Origin of the sequence: Streptomyces sp. NPDC006739 (genome assembly GCF_042869815.1) — a bacterium.
Lineage (GTDB): Bacteria > Actinomycetota > Actinomycetes > Streptomycetales > Streptomycetaceae > Streptomyces.
Genome location: NZ_JBIAGM010000004.1, coordinates 79,778 through 105,041, shown reverse-complemented (window position 1 = coordinate 105,041; position 25,264 = coordinate 79,778). Strand labels below are relative to the sequence as shown.

General features: G+C 68.1%; 20 protein-coding genes and 1 pseudogene. 10 read left to right on the top strand and 11 right to left on the bottom strand.

The genetic code is table 11. From position 1 onward, the window contains the following. Positions 1 to 36 precede the first annotated feature (36 nt). Positions 37 to 2,400: a DUF6049 family protein gene (locus ACFYMM_RS10265; protein WP_388385399.1), complete on the bottom strand. Its 2,364-nt coding sequence runs from the start codon at positions 2,398 to 2,400 to the stop codon at positions 37 to 39. A gap of 255 nt (positions 2,401 to 2,655) precedes the next feature. Between ACFYMM_RS10265 and ACFYMM_RS10260 the strand changes: the two genes are divergently transcribed. Further along, positions 2,656 to 4,122 carry a CCA tRNA nucleotidyltransferase gene (locus ACFYMM_RS10260; RefSeq protein WP_388385398.1) on the top strand — a complete coding sequence of 489 codons (1,467 nt, stop codon included), beginning with the start codon at positions 2,656 to 2,658 and terminating at the stop codon, positions 4,120 to 4,122. 97 nt (positions 4,123 to 4,219) lie between these two features. Here the strand turns inward: ACFYMM_RS10260 and ACFYMM_RS10255 are convergent, their stop codons facing one another. From ACFYMM_RS10255 to ACFYMM_RS10245, 3 genes are all read right to left on the bottom strand, one after another. After that, on the bottom strand, positions 4,220 to 5,482 hold the full coding sequence (locus tag ACFYMM_RS10255; protein ID WP_388385397.1) for an MFS transporter: 1,263 nt from the start codon (positions 5,480 to 5,482) through the stop codon (positions 4,220 to 4,222). 116 nt (positions 5,483 to 5,598) lie between these two features. Then, positions 5,599 to 6,681 (bottom strand): inositol-3-phosphate synthase, encoded by a 1,083-nt coding sequence (locus tag ACFYMM_RS10250; RefSeq protein ID WP_388385396.1) that lies wholly within the window; start codon positions 6,679 to 6,681, stop codon positions 5,599 to 5,601. A 43-nt stretch (positions 6,682 to 6,724) separates the two neighbouring features. Beyond that, entirely contained in the window at positions 6,725 to 7,402 is a 678-nt protein-coding gene (locus ACFYMM_RS10245; RefSeq protein WP_388385395.1) for a PadR family transcriptional regulator, read from the bottom strand. A gap of 353 nt (positions 7,403 to 7,755) precedes the next feature. Here ACFYMM_RS10245 and ACFYMM_RS10240 point away from each other — a divergent pair, with 353 nt between their 5' ends. Beyond that, the gene (locus ACFYMM_RS10240; RefSeq protein ID WP_388385394.1) at positions 7,756 to 10,422 is read left to right on the top strand and encodes a transglycosylase domain-containing protein; all 2,667 of its coding nucleotides are present in this window, start codon (positions 7,756 to 7,758) and stop codon (positions 10,420 to 10,422) included. A gap of 129 nt (positions 10,423 to 10,551) precedes the next feature. Further along, entirely contained in the window at positions 10,552 to 12,060 is a 1,509-nt protein-coding gene (locus ACFYMM_RS10235; RefSeq protein ID WP_388385393.1) for a glycosyltransferase family 87 protein, read from the top strand. Between the two features lie 99 nt (positions 12,061 to 12,159). Here the strand turns inward: ACFYMM_RS10235 and ACFYMM_RS10230 are convergent, their stop codons facing one another. The 3 genes from ACFYMM_RS10230 to ACFYMM_RS10220 form a co-directional block, all read right to left on the bottom strand. Then, on the bottom strand, positions 12,160 to 13,191 hold the full coding sequence (locus ACFYMM_RS10230) for an alanine racemase (protein ID WP_388385392.1): 1,032 nt from the start codon (positions 13,189 to 13,191) through the stop codon (positions 12,160 to 12,162). Between the two features lie 83 nt (positions 13,192 to 13,274). Then, positions 13,275 to 14,396, bottom strand: a complete 1,122-nt coding sequence (gene femX, locus ACFYMM_RS10225) for a peptidoglycan bridge formation glycyltransferase FemX (protein WP_388385391.1) — start codon at positions 14,394 to 14,396, stop codon at positions 13,275 to 13,277. 165 nt (positions 14,397 to 14,561) lie between these two features. Further along, positions 14,562 to 14,876, bottom strand: coding sequence for a hypothetical protein (locus tag ACFYMM_RS10220; RefSeq protein ID WP_388385390.1), 315 nt, complete (start codon positions 14,874 to 14,876; stop codon positions 14,562 to 14,564). A 258-nt stretch (positions 14,877 to 15,134) separates the two neighbouring features. Here ACFYMM_RS10220 and rpsF point away from each other — a divergent pair, with 258 nt between their 5' ends. From rpsF to rplI, 4 genes are all read left to right on the top strand, one after another. Continuing rightward, positions 15,135 to 15,425 (top strand): 30S ribosomal protein S6, encoded by a 291-nt coding sequence (gene rpsF, locus ACFYMM_RS10215; protein WP_369390496.1) that lies wholly within the window; start codon positions 15,135 to 15,137, stop codon positions 15,423 to 15,425. Positions 15,426 to 15,499: 74 nt separating this feature from the next. After that, positions 15,500 to 16,090, top strand: coding sequence for a single-stranded DNA-binding protein (locus ACFYMM_RS10210; protein ID WP_388385389.1), 591 nt, complete (start codon positions 15,500 to 15,502; stop codon positions 16,088 to 16,090). A 41-nt stretch (positions 16,091 to 16,131) separates the two neighbouring features. Then, positions 16,132 to 16,368, top strand: coding sequence for a 30S ribosomal protein S18 (gene rpsR / locus ACFYMM_RS10205; RefSeq protein ID WP_003949403.1), 237 nt, complete (start codon positions 16,132 to 16,134; stop codon positions 16,366 to 16,368). A gap of 18 nt (positions 16,369 to 16,386) precedes the next feature. After that, positions 16,387 to 16,833, top strand: coding sequence for a 50S ribosomal protein L9 (gene rplI, locus ACFYMM_RS10200; protein WP_388385388.1), 447 nt, complete (start codon positions 16,387 to 16,389; stop codon positions 16,831 to 16,833). Between the two features lie 116 nt (positions 16,834 to 16,949). On the opposite strand, the gene ACFYMM_RS10195 is transcribed toward rplI, so the two are convergent. Continuing rightward, the gene (locus ACFYMM_RS10195; protein ID WP_388385387.1) at positions 16,950 to 18,287 is read right to left on the bottom strand and encodes an MATE family efflux transporter; all 1,338 of its coding nucleotides are present in this window, start codon (positions 18,285 to 18,287) and stop codon (positions 16,950 to 16,952) included. Positions 18,288 to 18,746: 459 nt separating this feature from the next. Between ACFYMM_RS10195 and dnaB the strand changes: the two genes are divergently transcribed. Together dnaB and ACFYMM_RS10185 are read left to right on the top strand one after the other, a co-directional pair. Beyond that, positions 18,747 to 20,222, top strand: a complete 1,476-nt coding sequence (dnaB, locus tag ACFYMM_RS10190) for a replicative DNA helicase (protein ID WP_388385386.1) — start codon at positions 18,747 to 18,749, stop codon at positions 20,220 to 20,222. A 61-nt stretch (positions 20,223 to 20,283) separates the two neighbouring features. Then, on the top strand, positions 20,284 to 21,669 hold the full coding sequence (locus ACFYMM_RS10185; protein ID WP_388385385.1) for a serine hydrolase domain-containing protein: 1,386 nt from the start codon (positions 20,284 to 20,286) through the stop codon (positions 21,667 to 21,669). Between the two features lie 73 nt (positions 21,670 to 21,742). Here ACFYMM_RS10185 and ACFYMM_RS10180 read toward each other — a convergent pair whose 3' ends face one another. The 3 genes and pseudogenes from ACFYMM_RS10180 to ACFYMM_RS10170 all read right to left on the bottom strand — a co-directional run bounded on the left by ACFYMM_RS10180 (position 21,743) and on the right by ACFYMM_RS10170 (position 23,346). Next, a complete protein-coding gene (locus ACFYMM_RS10180) occupies positions 21,743 to 22,195 on the bottom strand; it encodes a GNAT family N-acetyltransferase (RefSeq protein ID WP_388385384.1) in 453 nt (150 codons plus the stop codon). Positions 22,196 to 22,204: 9 nt separating this feature from the next. After that, a pseudogene (locus ACFYMM_RS10175) lies at positions 22,205 to 22,374 on the bottom strand (MarR family transcriptional regulator); the annotation flags it as partial. A gap of 105 nt (positions 22,375 to 22,479) precedes the next feature. After that, positions 22,480 to 23,346 carry a GNAT family N-acetyltransferase gene (locus ACFYMM_RS10170; protein ID WP_388385383.1) on the bottom strand — a complete coding sequence of 289 codons (867 nt, stop codon included), beginning with the start codon at positions 23,344 to 23,346 and terminating at the stop codon, positions 22,480 to 22,482. A 424-nt stretch (positions 23,347 to 23,770) separates the two neighbouring features. On the opposite strand from ACFYMM_RS10170, the gene ACFYMM_RS10165 reads away from it, so the two are divergent. Further along, on the top strand, positions 23,771 to 25,261 hold the full coding sequence (locus tag ACFYMM_RS10165; protein ID WP_388385382.1) for a globin domain-containing protein: 1,491 nt from the start codon (positions 23,771 to 23,773) through the stop codon (positions 25,259 to 25,261). Positions 25,262 to 25,264: the final 3 nt, after the last annotated feature.

The window sequence follows — 25,264 nt, the reverse complement described above, 5'->3', positions numbered from 1 at the left end:
CCTCATCGTCCCCGGGCCCACCGGCCACGACATCGCTCAACGGTCCACTCTCTCACCCGTCCCGGACGGGTCGGCGCTTTCCGGTGCGGTGTCCGGTGTCGGGTCACTCGGCTGCCCCGGGTCGTCTGCCCCGCCGTCCCCGTCCGACTCTCCGGGGAGACGGTCCGAGGGGCCTTCGGGGTTCCCCGGGGAGTCGGTGCCCTCCCCCGCGTCGTCCGGGCCGTCGTCCTGGGCCTGGCGGGCCGCCGCGCGCTTGCGCTGGGTGTACATCCGGAACCCGGCGAGGACGAGGAGCAGCACGCCGCCGCCGATGACGAGCATCACGGTGGGGGTGACCTCGGTGACCTTCACGTCGAAGCTGACGGGGTCACCGTACTCCTGGCCGTCCTGCGTGTAGAGCTGGGCGATGACCGTGACACGGCCGTTGGCGTTGGCCGAGGTGGTGAACTTCACGGACTGGCTGTGCCCGCCGGAGACCTCCACGGGCTGCTCGGCGTAGGCCTTGCCGCCGATCTTCAGGCGGGTCGGCATCGTCGAGGTGAGCCGCAGCACCAGGTGGCCGGCGGGCTGGACGAGATTGTTCTGGACGGTCACCGGGATGGTGGCGCTGCGCCCCGAGAGCTTGGTCTCGGACTTGTCGATCAGCTTCACCTGGTCGGTCAGGTCGTCGAGCCATGCCTCGACACCACTGCGGTAGCTGTCGGCTTCCGGAGCCCGCCCCCGCCACGACGTGGACATCTCCCGGTTCATGGCCCGCCCGAAGGGCGTGACCACCCGGGACTCGTCGGTGAGAACCACCCGGAAGTTGTCGAGCTTGTCCTGGGTGCGTGCGATCTGCTCGAAGGCCGACCTCGGCATTTCCCCGGCACGCAGTGAGGAGGGGTAGACGGATGTCGACGGGATCCTCGTGGTGGCGCCCGGGTCGGGCTTGGCCTTGGCTGCGGCGGCGAGGTCCTGCGACTGGGACCAGTTACTGCCCTGGAGTGCGGACAGCGCCGCCGCCATCGCCTGGGCCTGGCTCGCCGTGGGCATCCGCTGAGGGGCCACGACGATGTTGCGCTGCTCGTCGGTCTGCCCGTTCAGCTCCAGGCTCTGGGCCAGGAACTCCTGCTCGGCCAGCGTGGCCGAGTCAGCCTTGGTCAGATCGCCCTCGAAGGCCCTCGACAGCCGCGCGTCGGCGACCACCGCCGTCGTACCGCCGCCGATGGGGCGGGCCGCGGAAGGCGTGTACGACAGGCCGCCGGCCTCCTGCAGGCTGTCGCTGCGGGCGATCACGTTGTCGGCGCCGGCGGAGGTCGCGACCTTGATGATCGACGGGTCGACGGCACCGTCCACGGGCCAGGCGAAGTCGGTGTTCGGCGTGACGTGCAGCACCGTCTTCACGGTGGTGGCGGCGACATCGGTGGCGTCCTTGAGATGGCTCAGCGAGCCGGTGACGCTGGTGCCGTTGTGCGCCAGGGAGGCCAGGTCCGGATCCGCGAAGGGCAGGGCCACGACCTCCTTGTCCGCCACCGCCTGCTGCAGTCCGGCGAGCCACTTCTTGGCCAACGCCTGGTGGGTGCCGGTGGTGGTGGTGTCGCCGTCTCCCTGGATCTTGTAGTTGCGGGTCATCGCGTCCACGGACGCCAGCAGGTCCGGGTCGATCACCCAGGTGACGTCGAGGTCCTTGCCCAGTGCCAGCATCTGGTCCAGCCGGCCGCCCGGCGCGATGTCCTTGGCGAGGTCGTCGTTGAGGAAGACCGGCGTCTGTAGTTCACCGGCGCCGGTCTTCGCGGTCACGTGGACCGGAGAGATCAGCGGCCACAGATACGTCGTCTTCGTCTTGGTGCCGGCCTCGGAAGGCTGCCACGGCAGGAAGGTCCGCCGGATGCCGAGCACCTGCTCCCAGGGCTGCGCCGAAGTCTGGCCGGACAGAGAGACGTCGAACTCGTAAACCCCGTCGTGGCCGAGGTCGAGCTTGTTCACCGGTACGGAGATCTCGAAGTGTTCGGCGACTCCAGGAGTCAGCTTGGCGAACTTCTCCACATACTTGTCACCGACCTCGGAGCCGATGCTGGCCTGGAGGTCGTCGGCGTGCTGGGCGGTGCTGTCGATCGCCGAGCGCGTGGTCAGCATCGGGCCCACACGCAGCCCCACGTGCGCGCCGGTGACGGTCTGCTTGCCGTTGTTGGTCACCGTCCCCGAGACGGTCAGCGTGTCGCCGTCCGTAGGGGTGCTGGGCGTGAGCGAATCCACGGAGACGTCCACCGTGTCCGAGGTCGCCGCCTGCGCGGACGTGGACGCGGGCAACTGGAGCACTCCGGCCAGCAAGGGCGCGCCGGCGAGCAGTGCTCCCGCGCGCCAGAGCCACCGGCGGGCAGGGGAGGCACTGGTCGCCTGGAAGTCTGCCGCCTCGGCCACGCGCTCGCCCGTCCCTCGTCTTCGTCAGTGGTCGTCGGAATGTGCGTCCACGCATGGTAACGATGCGCGCCGAGGGGAAGTGCCGCGGTCTGCCGCACAAGATCGGCGGCACCGCCGACCCGTCCCTATATATCCAGTATCGGGCAGACGGCCCGCTCGTGCCGCAGGAGCTGTGCTCGCACGAGTACGGACGGTGAGGATCTGCCCGTTAATGAGGGCGCCCCCGGCTGTCCGGGCCACGTACCCTCTTCTGTTGTGCCGAACGCCAACGAAGACACTCCCACTGCCCTGAACCAGGTGCAGCAGCGCGCGGTGAGCGAACTGCTGCGGGTGGCCCCCGTCGCCGACGAACTCGCACGCCGATTCCAGGAGGCCGGGTTCTCCCTCGCCCTGGTCGGTGGCTCGGTCCGGGACGCGCTGCTCGGCCGGCTCGGCAACGACCTGGACTTCACCACCGACGCCCGCCCCGAGGACGTACTGAAGATCATGCGGCCCTGGGCGGACGCGGTGTGGGAGGTCGGGATCGCCTTCGGCACGGTCGGCGCGCAGAAGGACGCCCGCGTCGGAGACACGGACTGGCGTTTTCAGATCGAGGTGACCACCTACCGGTCGGAGGCGTACGACCGCACCTCGCGCAAGCCTGAGGTCTCGTACGGCGACTCGATCGAGGAGGACCTCGTCCGCCGTGACTTCACCGTCAACGCGATGGCCGTGGCGTTGCCGGAGAAGAGGTTCATCGACCCGCACGGGGGGCTGGAGGACCTCGCGACGCGGGTGCTGCGCACGCCGGGCACACCCGAGGACTCCTTCTCGGACGACCCACTGCGGATGATGCGGGCCGCTCGTTTCGCTGCCCAGCTGGACTTCGAGGTGGCCCCCGAGGTTGTCGCCGCGATGCGGGAGATGGCCGGGCGGATCGAGATCGTCTCGGCCGAACGCGTCCGGGACGAGCTGAACAAGCTGATCATGTCCGCGAACCCACGCAAGGGGCTGACCCTGCTGGTGGACACCGGGCTTGCCGCTCACGTCCTGCCCGAGCTGCCGGCCCTGCGCCTCGAGAGTGACGAACACCACCGGCACAAGGACGTCTACGAGCACACGTTGATCGTCCTGGAGCAGGCGATGGCCTTGGAGGAGGACGGCCCGGACCTCACCCTTCGACTGGCCGCGCTGCTGCACGACATCGGCAAGCCCCGCACACGCCGTTTCGAGAAGGACGGCCGGGTCTCGTTCCACCACCACGAGGTGGTCGGCGCGAAGATGACCAAGAAGCGCATGACGGCCCTGAAGTACTCCAACGACCTGGTGAAGGACGTCTCACGGCTGGTCGAACTCCATCTGCGCTTCCACGGGTACGGCACCGGGGAGTGGACGGACTCGGCCGTCCGCCGCTACGTCCGTGACGGTGGGCCGCTCCTGGACCGCCTGCACAAACTGACCCGGTCGGACTGCACCACCCGCAACAAGCGCAAGGCCGCCGCGCTGTCGCGTGCGTACGACGGACTGGAGGAGCGCATCGCCCAGCTCCAGGAACAGGAAGAGCTGGACGCGATCCGTCCGGACCTCGACGGTAACCAGATCATGGAGATCCTGGGCGTCAGCCCGGGCCCGGTCATCGGCAAGGCCTACCAGCACATGCTGGAGCTGCGGCTGGAGAACGGCCCGATGGAGTACGACGCCGCCGTGGCGGCCCTCAAGGAATGGTGGGCCGAGCAGAGCTGACCGTTGCTGGGCTCGGGGTCGTGTTTCACGTGAAACACGACCCCGAGCCGCTCGTACGGAGGGCGATGTTTCACGTGAAACATCGCCCGTCTCGCGCTTAGCGGCATGCGAAGCGGGCCATCACCGCGGCGACCGCCGCATAGACAAGGGCGACCAGGACGACCAATACGGCCGAACGGCCGTCCGGAGGAAGCATCAGGGCGGCCACACCGGCGGCGCCGACGAAGGCGACGTTGAAGAGCACGTCGTACACGGAGAAGATCCGTCCGCGGAAGGCGTCGTCGACGGACGACTGCACGATCGTGTCGGTGGAGATCTTGGCGCCCTGGGTGAACAGCCCCAGGAAGAACGCCGCGGCCATCAGGGGGCCGGTGGTGAAGGAAAGGCCCAGGGCGGGTTCCAGGAAGGCCGCGGAGGAGGCGCACACGACGATCCACCGTCCGGGACCGAGGCGCCCCGCGGCCCAGGGTGTCACCACGGCCGCGGTGAAGAAGCCCGCGCCGGACACCCCCAACGCCAGTCCCAGCAGGCGCAGGCCTTCGTCGGGGTTCGAGGAGAGGGTGTACCGGCACAGCATGAGAAGCAGGACGAGCAGCGCGCCGTAGCAGAAGCGCATCACCGTCATCGTGAACAGGGCCCAGGCGGCCTCCCTTCGCTCGGGGCCGGCGAGGTGGCGCACCCCTGTCAGGAGCTCCCGCGTGGTCCGGACGAGTACGGTGCCCAGCGGCCGTGGTGCCGGAACGCGGTCCGGGCCGAGCAGTTCGGGTGCCATGGTCAGCGAGGTGAGGCCCGCACACAGGTATAGGGCGGCGCCCAGCAGCACCACCGAAGCGTTTGAGTCCGACACGGCCAGCCGTTCGGCGAAGGCCAGGCCGCCGCCGACGGTCGCGGCGAGCGTGCCGGCCGTCGGGGAGAGGGAGTTGGCCAGCACCAGACGTTCGGTGTCGACCACATGTGGCAGTGAAGCGGACAGGCCCGACAGGACGAAGCGATTGACGGCGGTGACGCAGAGGGCGGAGACGTAGAACAGCCAGTCCGGGACATCGCTGACCATCAGCAGTGCGGTAGCCCCGGCGAGCAGCCCACGCAGCAGATTGCCGTAGAAGAAGACCTGTCGGCGACGCCAGCGGTCCAGCAGGACGCCGGCGAAGGGGCCGACCAGCGAGTAGGGCAGCAGCAGGACCGCCATCGCCGAGGCGATCGAGGCGGCCGAGGCCTGCTTCTCCGGCGAGAAGACGACGTACGCGGCAAGAGCGACCTGGTACACCCCGTCGGCGCCCTGCGAGAGGAGACGCACGGCGAGCAGGCGCCGGAAGTCGCGCAGACGTAGGAGGACGCGCAGGTCACTGACGACGGACATGGGGCACAGCCTCACACACGGAAAGGGTCCCCGGGTCATGGACTCGGGGACCCTCCAGCCCTGGCAGGAGCGTTTACGTGCGAGCGGCGGGTGTCAGCCCGCAGCGCTGGTGCGACTCAGCGCTCGACGTCGCCGCGGATGAACTTCTCGACGTTCTCGCGGGCCTCGTCGTCGAAGTACTGCACCGGCGGGGACTTCATGAAGTACGAGGACGCCGACAGGATCGGGCCACCGATGCCGCGGTCCTTGGCGATCTTCGCGGCGCGCAGGGCGTCGATGATGACGCCGGCGGAGTTCGGGGAGTCCCAGACCTCGAGCTTGTACTCCAGGTTCAGCGGGACGTCACCGAAGGCGCGGCCCTCAAGACGGACGTAGGCCCACTTGCGGTCGTCGAGCCAGGCGACGTAGTCGGACGGGCCGATGTGGACGTTCTTCTCGCCCAGGTCCCGGTCGGGGATCTGCGAGGTGACGGCCTGCGTCTTGGAGATCTTCTTGGACTCCAGACGCTCACGCTCGAGCATGTTCTTGAAGTCCATGTTGCCGCCGACGTTCAGCTGCATGGTGCGGTCGAGGATGACACCGCGGTCCTCGAACAGCTTCGCCATGACGCGGTGCGTGATGGTGGCGCCGACCTGCGACTTGATGTCGTCACCGACGATCGGGACGCCCGCCTCGGTGAACTTGTCGGCCCATTCCTTGGTGCCGGCGATGAAGACCGGGAGGGCGTTGACGAACGCGACCTTGGCGTCGATGGCGGCCTGGGCGTAGAACTTCGCCGCGTCCTCGGAGCCGACGGGCAGGTAGCAGACCAGGACGTCGACCTGCTTGTCCTTCAGGATCTGGACGACGTCGACCGGCTCGGCCTCGGACTCCTCGATGGTCTGGCGGTAGTACTTGCCGAGACCGTCGAGGGTGTGGCCGCGCTGGACGGTGACACCGGTGTTGGGCACGTCGCAGATCTTGATGGTGTTGTTCTCGGAGGCGCCGATGGCGTCCGAGAGGTCCAGGCCGACCTTCTTGGCGTCGACGTCGAAGGCGGCGACGAACTCGATGTCCCGCACGTGGTAGTCACCGAACTGCACGTGCATCAGGCCCGGGACCTTGGCCGCCGGGTCGGCGTCCTTGTAGTACTCGACGCCCTGCACCAGCGACGCGGCGCAGTTGCCCACGCCGACGATGGCTACGCGAACCGAACCCATTCCGGTTGCTCCCTGTGTGTACGAGTGGGGCCCTGAGTGGGCCTCACGTGGCGGTGTCGTCGGGCGTATCCGTCCGGGGGGTCTCCCCAGCACGGGGCAGGCCGCCCGGCGCTCCATATGTGGTGTCCTGCTGAGCTGGCCCCCCGGAACCCTTCAGGTCCCGCCCGGCCCGCTCGCTCTCGATGAGCTCGTTCAGCCAGCGCACTTCGCGCTCCACGGACTCCATCCCGTGGCGCTGGAGCTCAAGCGTGTAGTCGTCGAGGCGCTCCCGGGTGCGCACCAGGGAGGCGCGCATCTTCTCCAGACGCTCCTCCAGACGGCTGCGGCGGCCCTCCAGCACGCGCATGCGCACATCGCGCGACGTCTGGCCGAAGAAGGCGAAACGTGCGGCGAAGTGCTCGTCCTCGTAGGCGTCGGGTCCGGTCTGCGAGAGCAGTTCCTCGAAGTGTTCCTTACCTTCCGCCGTCAACCTGTAGACGATCTTGGCACGGCGTCCCGCGAGCGGTGCGGCAAGGGGGTCCTCGTGGGTGCTTCCGGGCTCCTCGATCAACCAGCCGTTGGTGACCAGCGTCTTGAGGCACGGATACAGCGTCCCGTAGCTGAACGCGCGGAACACACCCAGTGACGTATTGAGTCGTTTGCGCAGCTCATAGCCGTGCATCGGGGACTCGCGGAGCAGACCGAGGACGGCGAACTCAAGGATGCCGGAACGTCGGCTCACCGTCGCCTCCTCTGTCCTTATCTCGCTCCGATGTATCGACTCGATACATCATGACGATAGAACGGCCATCCGGATGCGACAAGAGCGGGGGCGGTGAACGGGATCACATCACCGATTCGTAGGAGGTGAGTTGCCTGATTTGGGGTGAACTTCTCGGCTAGGCAGGTTTTGACGGTGCGTAGTCTGTGCGGCATGCATGTCACCGGGAACCGAGTGACGCGTGGGGAGCGTCAAGGTCCTTGGTGCAGTACGGGTGAATGCAGGACCGACCACATCCGTACTTCGGGGGGACCGGAAACCAGCCGCCGTTTCCAGGCGCGCAACGGCGCGCCTGCCCGAGGAGTAATCGTTCGATGAGCGAGCACCGTCGCAAATCGCCGCAGCCGCAGGAAGGCGGACGTGCCGCGGCCCGACGCGGCCAGTCCGGCTCGTCCTCCGGCCGCCGTGCGGCACCGCGAGGCGCCACCGGGTCTCCTTCCGACTCCTATGGGTCCCGTTCCTATGGGGCGGACTCCTACGACTCGGGGGGTGAGGAGCGCGCCTACGGCGGCCGGGCCGAGGCCCGCCGGGCGGCGCAGAGAGGCGCAGGCAGCCGTCGCAGAACAGAGGACAGCGCGGGTCCGGGCGGCCGGCGCGGCGGTCCCGGCGGACCGGCCGGACCCGGACGCGGCAGAGGGCGTCCGGCCCCACCACCCGGCAGGAAGGGGTTCATCGACTACCCCAGGGCCGGCAAGTACGGCTGGCGCCGGTGGATGCCCTCCTGGAAGCTGTTCTCCGGGCTGATGATCGGCTTCGTCGGATGCATGGTCGCCATGGTCGGTGTCGGGTATGCGATGGTGAGCATCCCGAGCGAGAACGACGCGGCCAAATCCCAGAACAACGTCTACTACTGGGCCGACGGCAAGCAGATGGTCGCCACCGGCACGGGCATCAACCGTCAGAACGTCACCATCGACAAGATCCCCGAGGCCATGCAGTGGGCCGTGATCTCGGCTGAGAACAAGAGCTTCTACCAGGACTCGGGCGTGGACCCGCAGGGCATCGCCCGGGCCCTGATGAACATGGCGCGGGGCGGTCAGACGCAGGGTGGTTCGACGATCACCCAGCAGTTCGTCAAGAACACCTACCTGAGCCAGGACCAGACGATCACCCGCAAGTTCAAGGAGATGTTCATCTCCATCAAGGTGGGCACGAAGCTCACCAAGCCGCAGATCCTTCAGGGCTACCTGAACACGTCGTACTACGGCCGTGGCGCCTACGGCATCCAGGCCGCCGCCCAGACCTACTACGGCAAGGACGCGGTCGACCTCAAGCCGAGCGAGTGCGCCGTGCTGGCCGCTCTGCTCAAGGGCCCCACGTATTTCGACCCCGCGGGCAACCAGGACCTCGACAAGACCGCGACTCAGGCGGCCAACCTCCAGCGTTCCAAGGAACGCTGGAGCTGGATCCTCGGCGAGATGCACAAGGACAAGCACCTCACCGACGCCGAGTACCAGGAAGCGGTCAAGAGCTACCCCATGCCTCAGGGCCGCAAGGCGACCAAGGGCATGACGGGGCAGATCAGCTACCTGGTCGACACGGCCAAGAAGTACGTCCTGAACCACTCCGACATCACGGAGGCGCAGTTCGACCAGGGCGGCTACCAGATCTACACGACGTTCCAGAAGGACAAGGTCGACGCCCTGACTGCGGCGGTGAAGAAGGTCCAGAAGGACCGCATTGACCCGAAGGCGCGGGACAAGGACAAGTATGTCCAGTTCGGCGCGGCCTCGGTGGAGCCGAAGGGCGGAGCGATCGTCGCGCTCTATGGCGGTGACGGTTACGAGAACGGTCACTTCACCAACAACGCGGATACCTCGGGTGTCCCCGTCGGTTCGACGTGGAAGCCGTTCGTGCTGGCCGCGGCGATGGAGTACGGCACCTACAAGACCGCACCCTCGGGCCTGTCGCCGCTGAGCAAGTACAACGGCAACGACAAGCTCAAGGTCATGAATCAGGACGGCAGCCCTGTCCTGAAGAAGGACGGCTCGGTCTTCTACCAGCGCAACGAGAGTGATTACCGCTGGGGCTACATCACGCTGCGCAAGGCGATGGAACAGTCCATCAACACACCGTTCGTCCAGCTCGGCATGGACGTGGGTCTGACGAAGGTGCGGGACGTCGCCAAGGCGTCCGGCATCCTCCAGGACAGCTTCTCCACGCTCAACCCGTCCTTCGCCATCGGCACCTCGACCCCGAGCGCGATCCGCATGGCCGACGCCTATGCGACGTTCGCGGCCTCCGGCCAGCACACGGACCCGTATTCGGTGGTCCAGGTGAAGAAGGACGGGGCGGTCCTGCCGGGCTTCACCAAGCCGGAGGCCACGTCGGCGATGCCCGCGGATGTGGCCAACAACGTCACGGACACCCTCGAGAATGTGATCCAGAACGGTACGGGTCAGAACGCCAAGGCCCTGGGCCGCACGGCGGCGGGCAAGACGGGTACCACCGACAGCAACAAGTCGGCCTGGTTCGTCGGCTACACCCAGGGGCTGTCCACGTCGGTGGCGATGTTCCGCGAGAACCCGAAGGACCATGAGCTGCTGTCCATGAATGGCACGGCGGGTGTCCCCTCCATCCACGGTGGTGACATCCCGACGTCGGTGTGGACCGAGTACATGAAGGTCGCCCTGAAGGGGAAGTCCGACACCGGCTTCCCGGAGGCCACCAAGATCGGTGAGGTACAGGACGAGGCGGGGGCTCCGTCCCCGACTCCGACCATCAGCATCCCGCCGAGCGCGTCCCCGAGCGATTCGCCGAGCCCCACGCCCAGCGTGACGGCCCCGTCCCCGTCACCCTCGCCGAGCGATTCCTGCCAATTCGGCTGGGGCAACACCTGCGCCAACACCGGTGGCACCGGTAATGGCGGCACCGACGGAGGCACGACCACTTCGCCCTCGCCAACCGACACCAACGGAAACGGCAACGGCAACACAAGAGGAAACGGCAACGGAGGGCTCTTCGCCGGACAGAACGGCTAGCTCGGTGGTCTGACCGGTTGACGGTCATATGGCCTGCCAAGGGTGTTTCACGTGAAACATGGGCCGCCGCACCCACGAGGTGCGGCGGCCCTCGGCATCTCCCCGGGCAGGTACGGCAGGATGTGCCCCATGCCCAGTGCAGAAACGACGCCCGCGAGTGTGCACGAGCCGGAACCGGTGCGACCGACCAAGGAGGATCCGGTCGCCGCGGCCGGCAGTGAGCTGATCGGTGGCCCCATCGGGCGGCGTGCCCTTCTCGGGACATCCTGGTGGACCCCCGTACGGGTCGTCGCACTCGTGGCGATCGGTATGTTCGCCCTCGGTCTGGTCCAGAAGGCGCCCTGCTACAACAGCGGCTGGTTCTTCGGCGCCAGTTCCCAGTACACGCAGGCCTGTTACTCGGACATCCCGCACCTCTACCAGGGACGCGGCTTCGCCGACGGGCTCGTGCCGTACTTCGACAAGCTCCAGGGCGACATGGACTACCTCGAATACCCGGTCCTCACCGGTGTGTTCATGGAAGTGGCCGCGTGGCTCACGCCCCGGAGCGGCAGCATCCAGCACCAGGAGCAGTGGTACTGGTTCGCCAATGCCGGACTGCTGATGGTGTGCGCCGCCGTCATCGCCGTCTGCGTGGCCCGTACACACCGCCGTCGCCCCTGGGACGCCCTGCTGGCCGCCCTGGCACCCGCCTTCGCGTTGACCGCCACCATCAACTGGGACCTGCTGGCGGTGGCTCTGACGGCCGCCGCGATGCTGATGTGGTCCCGGGGCCGCTCCCTCGCCTTCGGTGTCCTCCTGGGGCTCGCCACGGCCGCCAAGCTGTATCCCGTCTTCCTGCTCGGCCCGCTGTTCGTGCTGTGCTGGCGCGCCGGCAAATGGCGGGAGTTCTTCCAGGCCGTCGCAGGCGCGGTCGTCGCCTGGCTGGTGGTGAACCTGCCGGTGATGCTGTTCGCCTTCCAGGGATGGTCGAAGTTCTACACGTTCAGCCACGACCGGGGCATCGACTTCGGCTCCTTCTGGCTGATCTGGGCCCAGAACTCCACCAGCCCTCCCACCACCGACTTCGTGAACACCGTGGCCACGGCGCTGGTGGTGCTCTCCTTCCTCGGCATCGCCGTGCTGACGCTCACCGCGCCGCGCCGGCCGCGTTTCGCGCAGCTCGCGTTCCTGATCGTGGCCGCCTTCATCCTCACCAACAAGGTCTACTCCCCGCAGTACGTCCTGTGGCTGGTGCCGCTCGCGGTGCTGGCCCGGCCCAAGTGGCGGGACTTCCTGATCTGGCAGGCGTGCGAGGTGGCGTACTTCCTGGGGATCTGGATGTACCTCGCGTACACGACCAGCGGAGACGCCCACAAGGGCCTGCCGACGCACGGCTACCACTGGGCGATCGCGATGCACCTGCTGGGCACGCTGTACCTGTGCGTCGTCGTCGTACGGGACATCCTGATGCCGGAGCGGGACGTGGTGCGCCGGTCGGGTGACGACGACCCGTCGGGGGGCGTACTCGACGGCGCCGAGGACGTCTTCGTGTTCGGTGCGGCGGCCCATCCGCCTCGGCACGCGGCCCAGTTCGACGGGCCGCCGGTGGAATGGGGCAGGCAGGGGCCGACGCCACCGGAGGACCGTTCGCTCTGAGCGAACGCGGCGGGGCCCGTCACCGCGCAGGCTGTCAAAAAGGCCGTACACGGAGATCCGTGTACGGCCTTTTCGGCTGTCGGCGGCCGATCCCCGGTGTCAGCGGTCGACGAGCCGGTCGAACTGCGTGGTCGTGTGCCGCAGATGGGCGACCAGTTCCTCGCCGACCTTCGGCTCGGGGGCGTCCGCCGGTACGAAGAGGATCGACACCTGCATGTGCGGCGGCTCCGCGAACCAGCGCTGCTTGCCGCCCCAGACGAATGGAGAAAGGTTCCGGTTGACGGTGGCGAGGCCGGCGCGTGCGACACCCTTGGCCCGCGGCATGACGCCGTGCAGGGCCTTCGGGGCCTCCAGGCCCACGCCGTGCGACGTACCGCCCGCCACGACCACCAGATAGCCGTCGGAGGCCGCCTTCTGCTGGCGGTAGCCGAAGCGGTCGCCCTTGGCGACACGGGTGACGTCGAGGACGGCACCGCGGTACTCGGTGGCCTCGTGGTCCCCCAGCCACAGCCGGGTGCCGATACGGGCGCGGAAGCGGGTCTGCGGGAACTGCTGCTGGAGCCGGGCCAGGTCCTCGGCCTTGAGATGGCTGACGAACATGGTGTGCAGCGGCAGCCGGGCCGCGCGCAGCCGGTCCATCCAGCCGATGACCTCCTCGACGGCGTCAGAGCCGTCGGTGCGGTCCAGCGGCAGGTGGATGGCGAAGCCCTCCAGCCGGACGTTCTCTATGGCGGAATGCAGCTGCGGCAGGTCCTGTTCGCTGATCCCGTGCCGCTTCATCGAGGACATCACCTCGATGACCACACGGGCGCCGACCAGGCCGTACACGCCGTCGATGGACGAGACCGAGCGGATGACCCGGTCGGGCAGCGGCACCGGCTCCTCACCGCGCCGGTACGGCGTCAGGACCAGCAGATCACCGCCGAACCAGTCCTTGATGCGTGCGGCCTCGTAGGTGGTGCCGACGGCGAGGACGTCCGAGCCGAGACGCGTGGCCTCCTCCGCGAGGCGCTCGTGCCCGAAGCCGTAGCCGTTGCCCTTGCAGACCGGGACGAGTCCTGGGAACTGCTCCTGCACGTGCTTGTGGTGCGCCCGCCAGCGCGCGGTGTCGACGTAGAGCGTGAGCGCCATGGCCGGACCCGGAACCTTTCTCGTGGCTGCGGTGGATCAGAAGTGTGAGAGCTGTGAAGGCTATGGAATCAAACGCCCGCGGCTCAGCGGCGCGACATGTAGATGTCCAGGGCCTTGTGGAGCAGCTTGTTCAACGGGAAGTCCCACTCGCCGAGGTACTCGGCGGCCTGGCCGCCGGTGCCCACCTTGAACTGGATCAGGCCGAAGAGGTGGTCGGTCTCGTCCAGCGAGTCGGAGATGCCGCGCAGGTCGTAGACGGTGGCACCGAGCGCGTAGGCGTCGCGCAGCATCCGCCACTGCATCGCGTTCGAGGGTCGCACCTCACGGCCGATGTTGTCGGAGGCGCCGTAGGAGTACCAGACGTGCCCGCCCACGATCAGCATGGTCGCCGCGGAGAGGTTCACACCGTTGTGCCGGGCGAAGTACAGCCGCATCCGGTTGGGGTCCTCGGTGTTGAGGGCCGTCCACATGCGCTGGAAGTACGACAGCGGGCGGGGCCGGAAGTGGTCCCGGACGGCCGTGATCTCGTACAGTCGCTGCCATTCCGCGAGGTCCTGGTAGCCGCCCTGGACGACCTCCACACCGGCCTTCTCGGCCTTCTTGATGTTGCGGCGCCACAACTGGTTGAAGTTCTTGTGGACCTCTTCCAGGGAGCGGTTGGCGAGCGGCACCTGGTAGACGTAACGGGGCTGTACGTCGCCGAAGCCGGCCCCGCCGTCCTCGCCCTGCTGCCAGCCCATTCGGCGCAGCTTGTCGGCCACCTCGAAGGCGCGCGGCTCGATGAAGTCGGCCTCGATGTCCCGCAGGCGCTTCACATCAGGGTTCTGGATGCCCTGCTTGATGGAGTTGGCCTCCCAGCGCCGGATGATCACCGGCGGGCCCATCTTCACGGAGAAGGCGCCTTGGTGCTTGAGGTGCGCGAGCATCGGCTGAATCCAGTCGTCCAGATTCGGCGCGAACCAGTTGATGACCGGACCTTCGGGAAGGTAGGCGAGGTAGCGCTTGATCTTGGGCAGCTGACGGTAGAGGACCAGGCCCGCGCCGACCATCTCGCCGGTCCGGTCGTCGAACCAGCCGAGGTTCTCCGAACGCCACTCCGCCTTCACATCTGCCCAGGCCGGGACCTGCATGTGGCTCGCCGCCGGCAGGCTCTGGATGTAGGCCAGATGTTGCTCGCGGCTGATGGTCCTCAGGGTCAGGCTCATGTCGGGGCGCTCCTCGGGCTGGTGTGTCCCCATGGGTACAGGGGCTCCGGCTCTCGCGCCGAAGCCTACTGCGCCCGGGGAGCGCCCCGACTGGGCGCACGGTACCTTCGCCCCGGCCTGGGGGCCGCCGGGGTGTCGCGAAGGGTGCGGAAGGTCAGCCGAAGGTCAGCTGAAGATTCCGCCGAAGAGACCGCCGTGTGCCATGCCGAGGAAGAATCCGACCCCCGAGGCACCGAGACCCAGGATGAGACCGAAGCGTTCGCGTGTGGTCTCCGAGATCCACTGTCCGTAGGCGCCGGTGATGATGCCCACCAGGCCGGTCCAGGAGCTGAGCAGGTGAAGGCCGTGGAAGAACGACGTGGCGAAGGCCGTCACGCCGAGCACCAGGGTGACCGCCATCAGGGCGTCCTGGAGCGGATGGGGCTTGCCGTCGGTGGCGAAGAGGGATCCTGCGGTGTTGGGTCGCAATGCCTGTGCCATGGGGCACCTCCTGCGGAACGCGGCGCACAGTAGCGCCGTACACACCCGATGTGTACAGATTGGCGGCTCCCCCGCCCGGATTTCAACCGGAAGCCGGTGTGCGGGTAGTCTGTACCGCTGCACCGGTGTCTGCCCAGGCCCTGGCAGGGCCCGACGGGCCCGCGATTGTCAGTGGGGGCCGATACCGTTGCGCACGCATCACAACCCTCCTGCCACGGAACGACCGTGGCCGCTGAGTCCAAAGGAGGTGGGTTCCACATGCGTCACTACGAGGTGATGGTCATCCTCGACCCCGATCTGGAGGAGCGCGCAGTCGCCCCCCTGATCGAGAACTTCCTCTCCGTCGTCCGTGAGGGCAACGGCAAGGTGGAGAAGGTCGACACCTGGGGCCGTCGTCGTCTCGCGTACGAGATCAAGAAGAAGCCCGAGGGCATCTACTCGGTCATCGACCTGCAGGCCGAGCCTGTGGTCGTGAAGGAGCTCGACCGCCAGATGAACCTGAACGAGTCGGTCCTCCGGACCAAGGTCCTCCGCCCCGAGACCCACTGAGCCTTCCCGCTCAGTGATCTCGGGATTCGAGTAGCACAAAGCAGCCAGCAGCAAACCCGCCGAGAGGTTCCCCCATGGCAGGCGAGACCGTCATCACGGTCATCGGCAATCTTGTCGACGACCCCGAGCTGCGCTTCACCCCGTCCGGTGCGGCGGTCGCGAAGTTCCGCGTCGCGTCCACTCCCCGCACCTTCGACCGTCAGACGAACGAGTGGAAGGACGGCGAGAGCCTGTTCCTGACCTGCTCGGTCTGGCGTCAGGCGGCGGAGAACGTCGCCGAGTCGCTCCAGCGAGGCATGCGCGTCATCGTGCAGGGCCGGCTGAAGCAGCGGTCCTACGAGGACCGTGAGGGCGTCAAGCGCACGGTCTACGAACTGGACGTCGAGGAAGTCGGCGCCAGCCTGCGCAACGCCACGGCCAAGGTCACCAAGACCGCCGGTGGCGCTCGTGGCGGCCAGGGTGGTTACGGCGGCGGTGGCGGCCAGGGTGGCGGCGGCTGGGGCGGCGGCCCCGGTGGTGGCCAGCCGGCCGGCGGTGCTCCGGCCGACGACCCGTGGGCATCCGGCGCTCCCGCCGGTGGCAACCAGGGCGGTGGCGGCGGCTGGGGCGGTGGCTCCGGCGGCGCCGGTGGCGGTGGCGGCTACTCGGACGAGCCCCCTTTCTAAGGGCTCGCATCCCCACTTCTTGATCACACAGGAGAATCACCATGGCGAAGCCGCCTGTGCGCAAGCCGAAGAAGAAGGTCTGCGCTTTCTGCAAGGACAAGGTCACGTACGTGGACTACAAGGACACGAACATGCTGCGGAAGTTCATTTCCGACCGCGGCAAGATCCGTGCCCGCCGCGTGACCGGCAACTGCACGCAGCACCAGCGTGACGTCGCCACGGCCGTCAAGAACAGCCGTGAGATGGCGCTGCTGCCCTACACCTCCACCGCGCGATAAGGGAAGGGTGACCGACACATGAAGATCATCCTCACCCACGAGGTCTCCGGCCTCGGCGCCGCGGGCGACGTCGTCGACGTCAAGGACGGTTACGCTCGCAACTACCTGATCCCGCGGAAGTTCGCGATCCGCTGGACCAAGGGTGGCGAGAAGGACGTCGAGCAGATCCGTCGTGCTCGCAAGATCCACGAGATCCAGACCATCGAGCAGGCCAACGCTGTGAAGGCGCAGCTCGAGGGTGTCCGGGTCCGTCTGGCTGTCCGCTCCGGTGACGCCGGTCGTCTCTTCGGTTCCGTCACCCCGGCCGACATCGCTTCCGCGATCAAGGCTTCGGGTGGCCCGGAGGTCGACAAGCGCCGCATCGAGCTGTCCGCTCCGATCAAGACCCTGGGCGCCCACGAGACGTCCGTGCGTCTGCACCCCGAGGTGGCCGCCAAGGTCAACATCGAGGTCGTCGCGGCCTGATCGCCGCATGATCGCCGAGCTCGTTTGAGCTGGTGAAAGGGGCCGCACCCGCAAAGGTGCGGCCCCTTTCGTTTGGTCGGGTCGGGTGCGCCAGGCTCATGTTTCACGTGAAACGGTCAGCGCGTTGCGCCGGTCACGAGCCAGTGGCCCGATCGTGCGCGCAGCCAGAGGGTCAGCATTCTGACCGCCATCATGAGTGTCATGGCCGCCCAGAGTGCGGTGAGGCCTCCGCCCAGGGTGGGGGCGAGAAGGGCCACCGGGGAGAACACGGCCAAGGTGATCACCATCGCCCAGGCCAGGTACGGTCCGTCACCCGCTCCCATCAGGACGCCGTCCAGGACAAAGACGATTCCGCAGACGGGTTGGCAGAGCGCCACCAGCAGCAGCGCGGGAAGCGCCGTTTCCCTGACTGTGGAGTCGCTGGTGAAGAGGGGCAGGATGAGTGGCCGGGCCGCCACGACCAGCGCGCCGAGTACGACACCGGTCGCGATGCCCCACTGGATCATGCGACGGCAGGCTTCACGGGCGCCCTGGGCGTCGTTCGCACCGAGATGGCGGCCGATGATGGCCTGTCCCGCGATCGCTATCGCATCGAGAGCGAAGGACAGCAGGCTCCACAAGGAGAGGATGATCTGGTGGGCGGCTATGTCCGCATCACCGAGGCGAGCCGCGACGGCTGTGGCGATCATGAGGATCGACCGCAGCGAGAGGGTGCGGACGAGCAGGGGGACCCCCGTCTGTGCGGAGGCCCGGATACCGGCGGCGTCGGGGCGCAGGGAAGCCCCGTGTCGGCGGGCCCCCCGGACGACAACGGTCAGGTAGACCACCGCCATGCCGCACTGTGCGACAACGGTGCCCCAGGCGGAGCCGGCGATACCGAGCCCCGCGCCGTAGACCAGACCCGCGTTGAGCGCGGCGTTGGCGACAAAGCCCGCGACGGCGACGTACAGCGGGGTCCTGGTGTTCTGGAGGCCGCGCAGCACGCCGGTGGCGGCGAGCACGATCAGCATGGCCGGGATGCCGAGCGCGGAGATCCGAAGATAGGTCGTCGCATGGGGCGCCGCGGTGGCGGAGGCGCCGAAGAGGTCGACGACGCCAGGGGCCAGGGGGAGGACCAGGGCGACGACGCCGGCGCCGAGGAGCAGCGCCAGCCAGATGCCGTCCATGCCCTGGCGTATCGCCGCCCGGAGATCGCCCGCGCCGACGCGGCGGGATACGGCGGCCGTGGTGGCGTAGGCGAGGAAGACGAAGACGCTCACGGCCGTGGTGAGGAGAGCCGACGCCACGCCGAGACCAGCGAGTTGCGCCGTGCCGAGATGACCGACGATCGCACTGTCGGCCATGACGAACAGAGGCTCCGCGACGAGCGCGCCGAAGGCCGGGACGGCCAGTGCGACGATCTCACGGTCGTGCCGTCGGCCGGTGGCCTGGGGGATCGCGGGAGCCTGTGTCATGAGCACTAATCTAATCGTCCACAGGTAATGGATGCAAACGCCTACTGACCATTACTTGCGATCTCGGGGCACGCGCTCTCGCGCAGCGTTCGAAGGGATTGTGGTCCGACTGGGGAAGTTTTTCTTCTGCACAGCCGGTGGATGGGAAAAGTGCAGGTCAGAGCCGCCTGGTGGAAGGTGAGGAGTGCTTGTTCACAGGGCTGTCCACCGGGTCGTGCACAGGTTTTGGAGGGTTCTCCACAGCATCGGGCCGGTCGTCCACATGCCCTGTGGATAACCAGATTGGCTGACGGTGCCGACGGGCCTACCGTGGTCCGGCGCCCACTCCCTGCGTCAGCCTCGGAAACGTCACAAAACCGACGCGGCAGAACCGGAGCTGGGCCTCTCATTTTGTCAGTGCCGTGCCGTAGAAAAGAGGGCGCGGCGAGGTCCGCCGCGCGGACGGGAGGAGGTGGCTCGGTGAGCATTTCCGAGCCCTTGGACGATCCGTGGGCCGACAGCGGTCCCAGTGATCGTCTGCCCGCCTCCCGCCGACGGGGTGAGGGCCGCGGCCGTGACGACCAGCACGACCGGGGGCGGGAGAACGGCTCCTGGGACGGCGGGGGTTCCTCCTTCGAGCGGGTGCCGCCGCAGGACCTGGACGCGGAACAGTCGGTTCTCGGCGGCATGCTGCTGTCCAAGGACGCCATCGCCGACGTGGTGGAGATCCTCAAGGGTCACGACTTCTACAAGCCCGCGCACGAGACGATCTACCAGGCGATCCTCGATGTCTACGCCAAGGGAGAGCCGGCCGACCCCATCACGATCGCCGCCGAACTCACCAAGCGCGGCGAGATCAACAAGGTCGGTGGCGCGGCCTATCTCCACACCCTCGTCCAGACCGTCCCCACCGCTGCGAACGCCGAGTACTACGCGGAGATCGTCCACGAGAGGGCGGTGCTGCGCCGACTGGTCGAGGCCGGCACGCGCATCACGCAGATGGGATACGCCGCCGACGGCGACGTCGACGAGATCGTCAACAGTGCCCAGGCGGAGATCTACGCCGTCACCGAGCAGCGCACCAGCGAGGACTACCTGCCGCTCGGCGACATCATGGAGGGTGCCCTCGACGAGATCGAGGCGATCGGCTCGCGCAGTGGTGAGATGACGGGTGTGCCCACCGGTTTCACGGACTTCGACTCGTTGACGAACGGCCTTCACCCGGGCCAGATGATCGTCATCGCGGCACGTCCGGCCATGGGTAAGTCGACGCTGGCGCTGGACTTCGCGCGGGCGGCTTCGATCAAAAACAACCTTCCGAGTGTCATCTTCTCGCTTGAAATGGGCCGCAACGAGATCGCCATGCGTCTGCTGTCCGCCGAGGCGCGGGTCGCCCTGCATCACATGCGCTCCGGCACGATGACCGACGAGGACTGGACCCGGCTGGCCCGCCGGATGCCGGATGTCTCGGCCGCCCCGCTCTACATCGACGACTCCCCGAACCTGTCGATGATGGAGATCCGCGCCAAGTGCCGTCGGCTCAAGCAGCGCAATGATCTCAAGCTGGTCGTCATCGACTACCTTCAGCTGATGCAGTCCGGCGGCTCCAAACGCGCCGAGAGCCGCCAGCAGGAGGTCTCGGACATGTCCCGTAACCTCAAGCTGCTCGCCAAGGAACTGGAGATCCCGGTCATCGCGCTCTCCCAGCTCAACCGTGGTCCCGAGCAGCGCACCGACAAGAAGCCGATGGTCTCCGACCTGCGTGAGTCCGGCTCCATCGAGCAGGATGCCGACATGGTCATCCTGCTGCACCGCGAGGACGCCTACGAGAAGGAGTCGCCTCGCGCGGGTGAGGCGGACCTGATCGTCGCGAAGCACCGAAACGGCCCGACGGCAACGATCACGGTGGCCTTCCAGGGCCACTACTCCCGCTTCGTGGACATGGCGCAGACCTGATTCGTGCCGACTGGCGAAATGAACTCGACGCATGCCTCCCGCAGAGGATGGACTGGGGCGCATGACGACAACTCAGGAAGAGCTGCTGCCCGGAACCCGGCGGGCGCTGGCGCATCGTATTGCGGTGGCGCAGGCCGAAGGGCGGGCGCCGTCGTTGGTCGCCGCGGTGGTGCGGGGCGGCCGAGCGGTCTGGCATGGGGCGCGGACCTCGGTGGACGGGCACGGGCCGGACGAGAACGTGCAGTACAGGATCGGGTCGATCACCAAGACGTTCACCGCCGTACTGGTGCTGCGGCTGCGTGACGAGGGCCTGATCGACCTGGGTGACCCCCTGGAGAAGCATCTGCCGGGCACCGGCGCGGGGGAGGCCACGATCGCCGACCTGCTCGCTCACACCGCCGGGCTGGCGGCCGAAACCCCCGCGCCCTGGTGGGAGCGGACGCCGGGTTCGCTGCGACCCGAGCTGAGCGATGTGCTCGGAGAAGACCCGTTGCTGCACCCCGTCGGCAGGCGGCACCACTACTCGAACCCCGGGTACACGTTGCTCGGCGCACTGGTGGAGGAACTGCGTGGGGCTCGATGGGAGGAGGTCCTGCGCAGGGAAGTGCTGGAACCGCTGGGGCTCGACCGCACGACTGCACAGCCACAGGCGCCGCATGCGGGTGGCTGGGCGGTGCACCCCTGGGCCGACGCGCTGCTGCCGGAGCCGCTGGAGGATCTGGGCCGGATGGCCCCCGCCGGGCAGCTGTGGTCCACCACTGGGGATCTCGCGCGGTTCGCCGCCTTCCTGGCCACAGGGGACGCCCGGGTCCTGAGCGCCGAGTCAGTGCGGGAGATGCGAACGCCGGCCGCGCCCGCCGAGGTCGCGGACGTGATGGATGGCGCCGCCTATGGCCTGGGCCTGCAGATCCAGCATCGTGACGGCCGGCTTCTCGTGGGCCACTCCGGCTCTCTGCCGGGCTTCCTGGCGAACCTCACTCTCAGCGTGGAGGACGACGTGGCGGCCGTGGTGCTGGCCAACTGCACGTCGGGTCCGGTCCTCGGTGCCATGGGTGCCGACCTCGTCCGGATCGTCGCCGAGGCCGAACCGCGCATCCCCGAGCCGTGGCGACCACTGCGGGAGGTCGACCCGACCGTGCTCGAGTTGGCCGGGCAGTGGTACTGGGGCACTCATGCCTTCGCCCTGCGGGTGACGTCGGACGGGCTCCTGTCGCTGGGGCCGCTGTCCGGTGTCGGTCGCCGAGCACGTTTCCGGGCGAACGGGGATGGCACATGGACCGGTCTTGAGGGCTACTACGCCGGGGAACAGTTGCGGCCTGTACGGCGTCCGGACGGGTCGCTGAGCCACCTCGATCTCGGGTCGTTCGTGTTCACACGGCAGCCGTACGACGCGGAGGCTGCCGTGCCCGGTGGAGTGGACCCGCGGGGATGGCGGGGCATCGGCTAGGCGGGACGATCACAGGGCCCGTACCCGGGCGGTGGGTGGTCTGTTTCACGTGAAACAGACCACCCGATCCGCCTCAGAGCTGGAGTTTGAACCCTTCGTGCGAGGCCACGAAGCCCAGCCGCTCGTAGAAACGATGGGCGTCGGTACGCGTCTTGTCGGACGTCAGCTGTACCAGTCGGCATCCCTGGTGCCGGGACCTGTCGACCGCCCACTCGATGAGTTGGGTGCCCAGCCCGCTGCCGCGTTCATCGGCGTGCACCCGCACGCCCTCGATGATGGAGCGGGTCGCCCCCTTCCGGGAGAGTCCGGAGATCACCGTGAGCTGGAGGGTGCCGACGACGCGGCCTTCGCGGACGGCGACGACGAGGTGCTGGTTCGGGTCCGCGTCCAGACGGTCCAACGCCGCCTGGTAGGGGGCCAGGTCATCCGGTGACTCCCGCTGGGCGCCCAGCGGATCGTCGGCCAGCATCGCGACGATGGCCGGCAGGTCCTCCGCGGTCACCCGTCGTATCTCAAGATCTCCCATGCCCGCACCCTATGCGGGCAGGTTCAGCGACTCCACGACCCTGACCGGCGGGGTCAGTTCGGGATTCGTCGCGGCCTCGTCGAGAGCCTCACTCAGGGCGGCGGCATGGTGAGACGCGCCTTTTCGAGCAGTCGCAGACCCGCTTGCGTGACGTTCGTGTAGCCCGTTGCCCTGGCCGTCCTGTCGGCCGCCCTGGAGCGCAGCACCAGCGTGACCGGCGCCGTGATGGAATCCCCGTCAGGAGCGGACAGCCGTTCACCACCACTGAGCCGTCCGCAGTGGGTTCAGCCTGCCGCGACCGTCAGGGGCGCGAACCGCCGGGTCCAGTCGCCTGGCAGCTCCGTGATGCCGTAGGTCATGACGGCGTTCATGGCGACGGACACCAGCCCGCTCTCCTTCGCCCACGCCAGGAGTTCCTCGTGCCGTACGTCGATGTCGGTGCGCAGCGGCCCTTCGCTGTGGGCCGCGAGCGAGGTGACGAGAGCCTGCGCCGTCTCCGTGTCGCGGGCGATCAGCGGGCCGATGACCTGAGTGTCCATATTGGGCCAGGCCGCCGCGTACCCGATGATCCGGCCACCGTCCTCGGCGACTCGCAACTGGTCGGCGAAAGCGGGCAGGCGCGCGAGCAACGGCGTGCGGTCGGTGCCGAACACCTCCTCGTCGATCCGGAGAATCGAAGGGAGGTCCTCAGCGGTGGCCGCCCGTGTCGCCACCTGGGGCCGTCGCCCACCAGGGCTGAAGTATCCCCGCACCATCTCCGCTCGGCCGGTGACCTTGAAACCGAGTTCCTCGTAGAGTGGGCGGCCGTTCGCTGTGGCGTGCAGGGTGAGTGGTGTCGTTCCCATCAGTGAGACGACGTGTCGCATCAGTCGGCGCCCGACACCCTGGCGCGCATGCCGCTCGGCCACCAGGACCATGCCGACCGCTCCCAGCTCCGGCCGCTCCCAGGGGCCGTACTCCGTGACGACGCAGGCGGCGACCAGGCCGCCCTCGGGGTCGTCGATGCCGTAGCCCTTTCCTGCCGTGAGGAGGAAGCCCCATTTGTGCTCCTCGCGTGGCCACCCCCGGTCCTCGGACAAGTCGGCGCAGGCGGTGAGATCGCGAAGCGTCAGACGACGGATGGGCAAAGAGGCGGGGGAAGGAGTCGGCACGCAGGTCAGGCTGTCCGAATGACACCCTCGACGTCCACCTGTTTCGGGTACACGGACGTGCTTTTGGCCATGTCGTGGCCCTCGAGCAAGCGGTGGACGGACGAGCGGTGTTTCACGTGAAACATCAGGTGATGGTCCCTGGGCGGGCGAGGCTCTGTTCGGCGTGATGCGCCGTGCGGGGGCTGCGGGGCTTTCCGTGAACTCCTATGCAGCGCAACGAAATTGGCAGAACTCGTGGTGCACATCTGGTGTGCTTCGTGACCGAGTGAGGGGGGCTTGTGTGCGTGGCGACTCCCGGTAGGGTCGAGTCCGGTCCCCGTCCCGGGTGAGGTCGTAGGGACCGTTTGACCGGGCCGGGAAGCCGGCCGCCCGCGGGGGAGAGCAGGGGCCTTCCGATCGAGGAAGTGCGCAGACCGACCGAAAGATGTTCGAGGCGAGGCACACCATGGACGCTCCGGCCACCACCTCGGGGGACAACGGCACGTCCGGCGGAGACGGTTGGTTCGCGCCACGCACGCCGCCGACCGGCCCGCCCGACGGTGATGGGGAGGCGGCTGAGAGCCACCGCCTGGCCGCGATGCGACCGGTCGCCCTGCCCGCCAGGGACGGCGCCGTACGTCCCTCCATGGACGTTCCCGGGCCGTCGGCAGAGAACGGGCCCGAGGCCGGTCAACCGGCGCCACAGGAGCGAATACGGCCGCCTGAGCCTTCCTCGTATGCACCCCGAGCCCTGATCACTCCGGTCCCCACCCTCATGGAGGCCGTAACCGGCCGGCGATCCGCGCCGCCTGCCGAGGACGCCTCAACCGACGCGGTCCGCATCCGCCGCACGATGGCCGAGGTGGCCCCCGTGGCCGACAAGGTCACCTCGTACTTCTACGCGCTCCTCTTCGTGCGCCACCCGGACCTGCGCTCGTTGTTCCCGCCCGCGATGGACACCCAGCGGGACCGCTTGCTGAAGGCGCTCCTCACGGCGGCGGAGCACATCGACAACACGCCCGTCCTCGTCGAGTACCTGCAGAACCTGGGCCGCGGCCACCGCAAGTACGGGACCCGGGCCGAGCACTATCCGGCCATGGGCGAATGCCTGATCGGCGCCTTGAGCAAGTACGCCGCCGACACCTGGGACATGGAGACCGAGGCGGCCTGGGTCCGTGCCTACACCACCATCTCCCAGGTCATGATCGACGCAGCGGCCGCGGACGGACTGCGTGCCCCCGCCTGGTGGCACGCGGAGATCGTCACACACGACCTCCGGACCCGCGACGTCGCCGTCCTCACCGTGCGACCGGACCAGCCCTACCCCTTCCTCGCCGGGCAGTACACGAGCCTGGAGACACCGTGGTGGCCACGGATCTGGCGGCACTATTCATTCGCTTCCGCGCCCCGCTCGGACGGACTGCTGACGTTCCACGTGAAGGCGGTCCCGGCCGGCTGGGTCTCCAACGCACTCGTCCACCGCGCCCGCCCCGGTGACGTCGTACGCCTCGGCCCGCCGACCGGCTCGATGACCGTGGACCACACCACCGACAGCGGGCTGCTCTGCCTCGGCGGCGGCACTGGCATAGCACCCATCAAAGCGCTGCTCGAGGACGTCGTGGAGCATGGCGCGCGCCGCCCGGTCGAAGTGTTCTACGGGGCCCGTACCGACCACGATCTGTACGACATCGACACCATGCTCCGGCTCCAGCAGAGCCACCCCTGGCTCTCGGTCCGCGCGATCGTCGACCAGCAGGCCCACCGCCGGCTTCTCGACGCCGTGCGTGCCTACGGCCCGTGGACCTCGTACGACGCCTACCTGTCAGGGCCGCCCGGGATGATCCGCAGCGGGGTCGACGCACTGCGCGACTGCGGAATCCCCTCGGACCGCATACGGCACGACTCGGTCGAGGAACTGGTCCACGCCGGGGACTGACCT

Excerpts from the sequence above, each read along its gene's own strand:
- ACFYMM_RS10240 (WP_388385394.1), top strand. The coding sequence starts at position 7,756 with ATGAGCGAGCACCGTCGCAAATCGCCGCAGCCGCAGGAAGGCGGACGT.
- rpsF (WP_369390496.1), top strand. The coding sequence starts at position 15,135 with ATGCGTCACTACGAGGTGATGGTCATCCTCGACCCCGATCTGGAGGAG.
- rplI (WP_388385388.1), top strand. The coding sequence starts at position 16,387 with ATGAAGATCATCCTCACCCACGAGGTCTCCGGCCTCGGCGCCGCGGGC.
- ACFYMM_RS10210 (WP_388385389.1), top strand. The coding sequence starts at position 15,500 with ATGGCAGGCGAGACCGTCATCACGGTCATCGGCAATCTTGTCGACGAC.
- ACFYMM_RS10165 (WP_388385382.1), top strand. The coding sequence starts at position 23,771 with ATGTTCGAGGCGAGGCACACCATGGACGCTCCGGCCACCACCTCGGGG.
- ACFYMM_RS10220 (WP_388385390.1), bottom strand. The coding sequence starts at position 14,876 with ATGGCACAGGCATTGCGACCCAACACCGCAGGATCCCTCTTCGCCACC.
- ACFYMM_RS10235 (WP_388385393.1), top strand. The coding sequence starts at position 10,552 with ATGCCCAGTGCAGAAACGACGCCCGCGAGTGTGCACGAGCCGGAACCG.
- femX (WP_388385391.1), bottom strand. The coding sequence starts at position 14,396 with ATGAGCCTGACCCTGAGGACCATCAGCCGCGAGCAACATCTGGCCTAC.
- ACFYMM_RS10250 (WP_388385396.1), bottom strand. The coding sequence starts at position 6,681 with ATGGGTTCGGTTCGCGTAGCCATCGTCGGCGTGGGCAACTGCGCCGCG.
- ACFYMM_RS10180 (WP_388385384.1), bottom strand. The coding sequence starts at position 22,195 with ATGGGAGATCTTGAGATACGACGGGTGACCGCGGAGGACCTGCCGGCC.
- ACFYMM_RS10230 (WP_388385392.1), bottom strand. The coding sequence starts at position 13,191 with ATGGCGCTCACGCTCTACGTCGACACCGCGCGCTGGCGGGCGCACCAC.
- ACFYMM_RS10185 (WP_388385385.1), top strand. The coding sequence starts at position 20,284 with ATGACGACAACTCAGGAAGAGCTGCTGCCCGGAACCCGGCGGGCGCTG.
- rpsR (WP_003949403.1), top strand. The coding sequence starts at position 16,132 with ATGGCGAAGCCGCCTGTGCGCAAGCCGAAGAAGAAGGTCTGCGCTTTC.
- ACFYMM_RS10195 (WP_388385387.1), bottom strand. The coding sequence starts at position 18,287 with ATGACACAGGCTCCCGCGATCCCCCAGGCCACCGGCCGACGGCACGAC.
- ACFYMM_RS10255 (WP_388385397.1), bottom strand. The coding sequence starts at position 5,482 with ATGTCCGTCGTCAGTGACCTGCGCGTCCTCCTACGTCTGCGCGACTTC.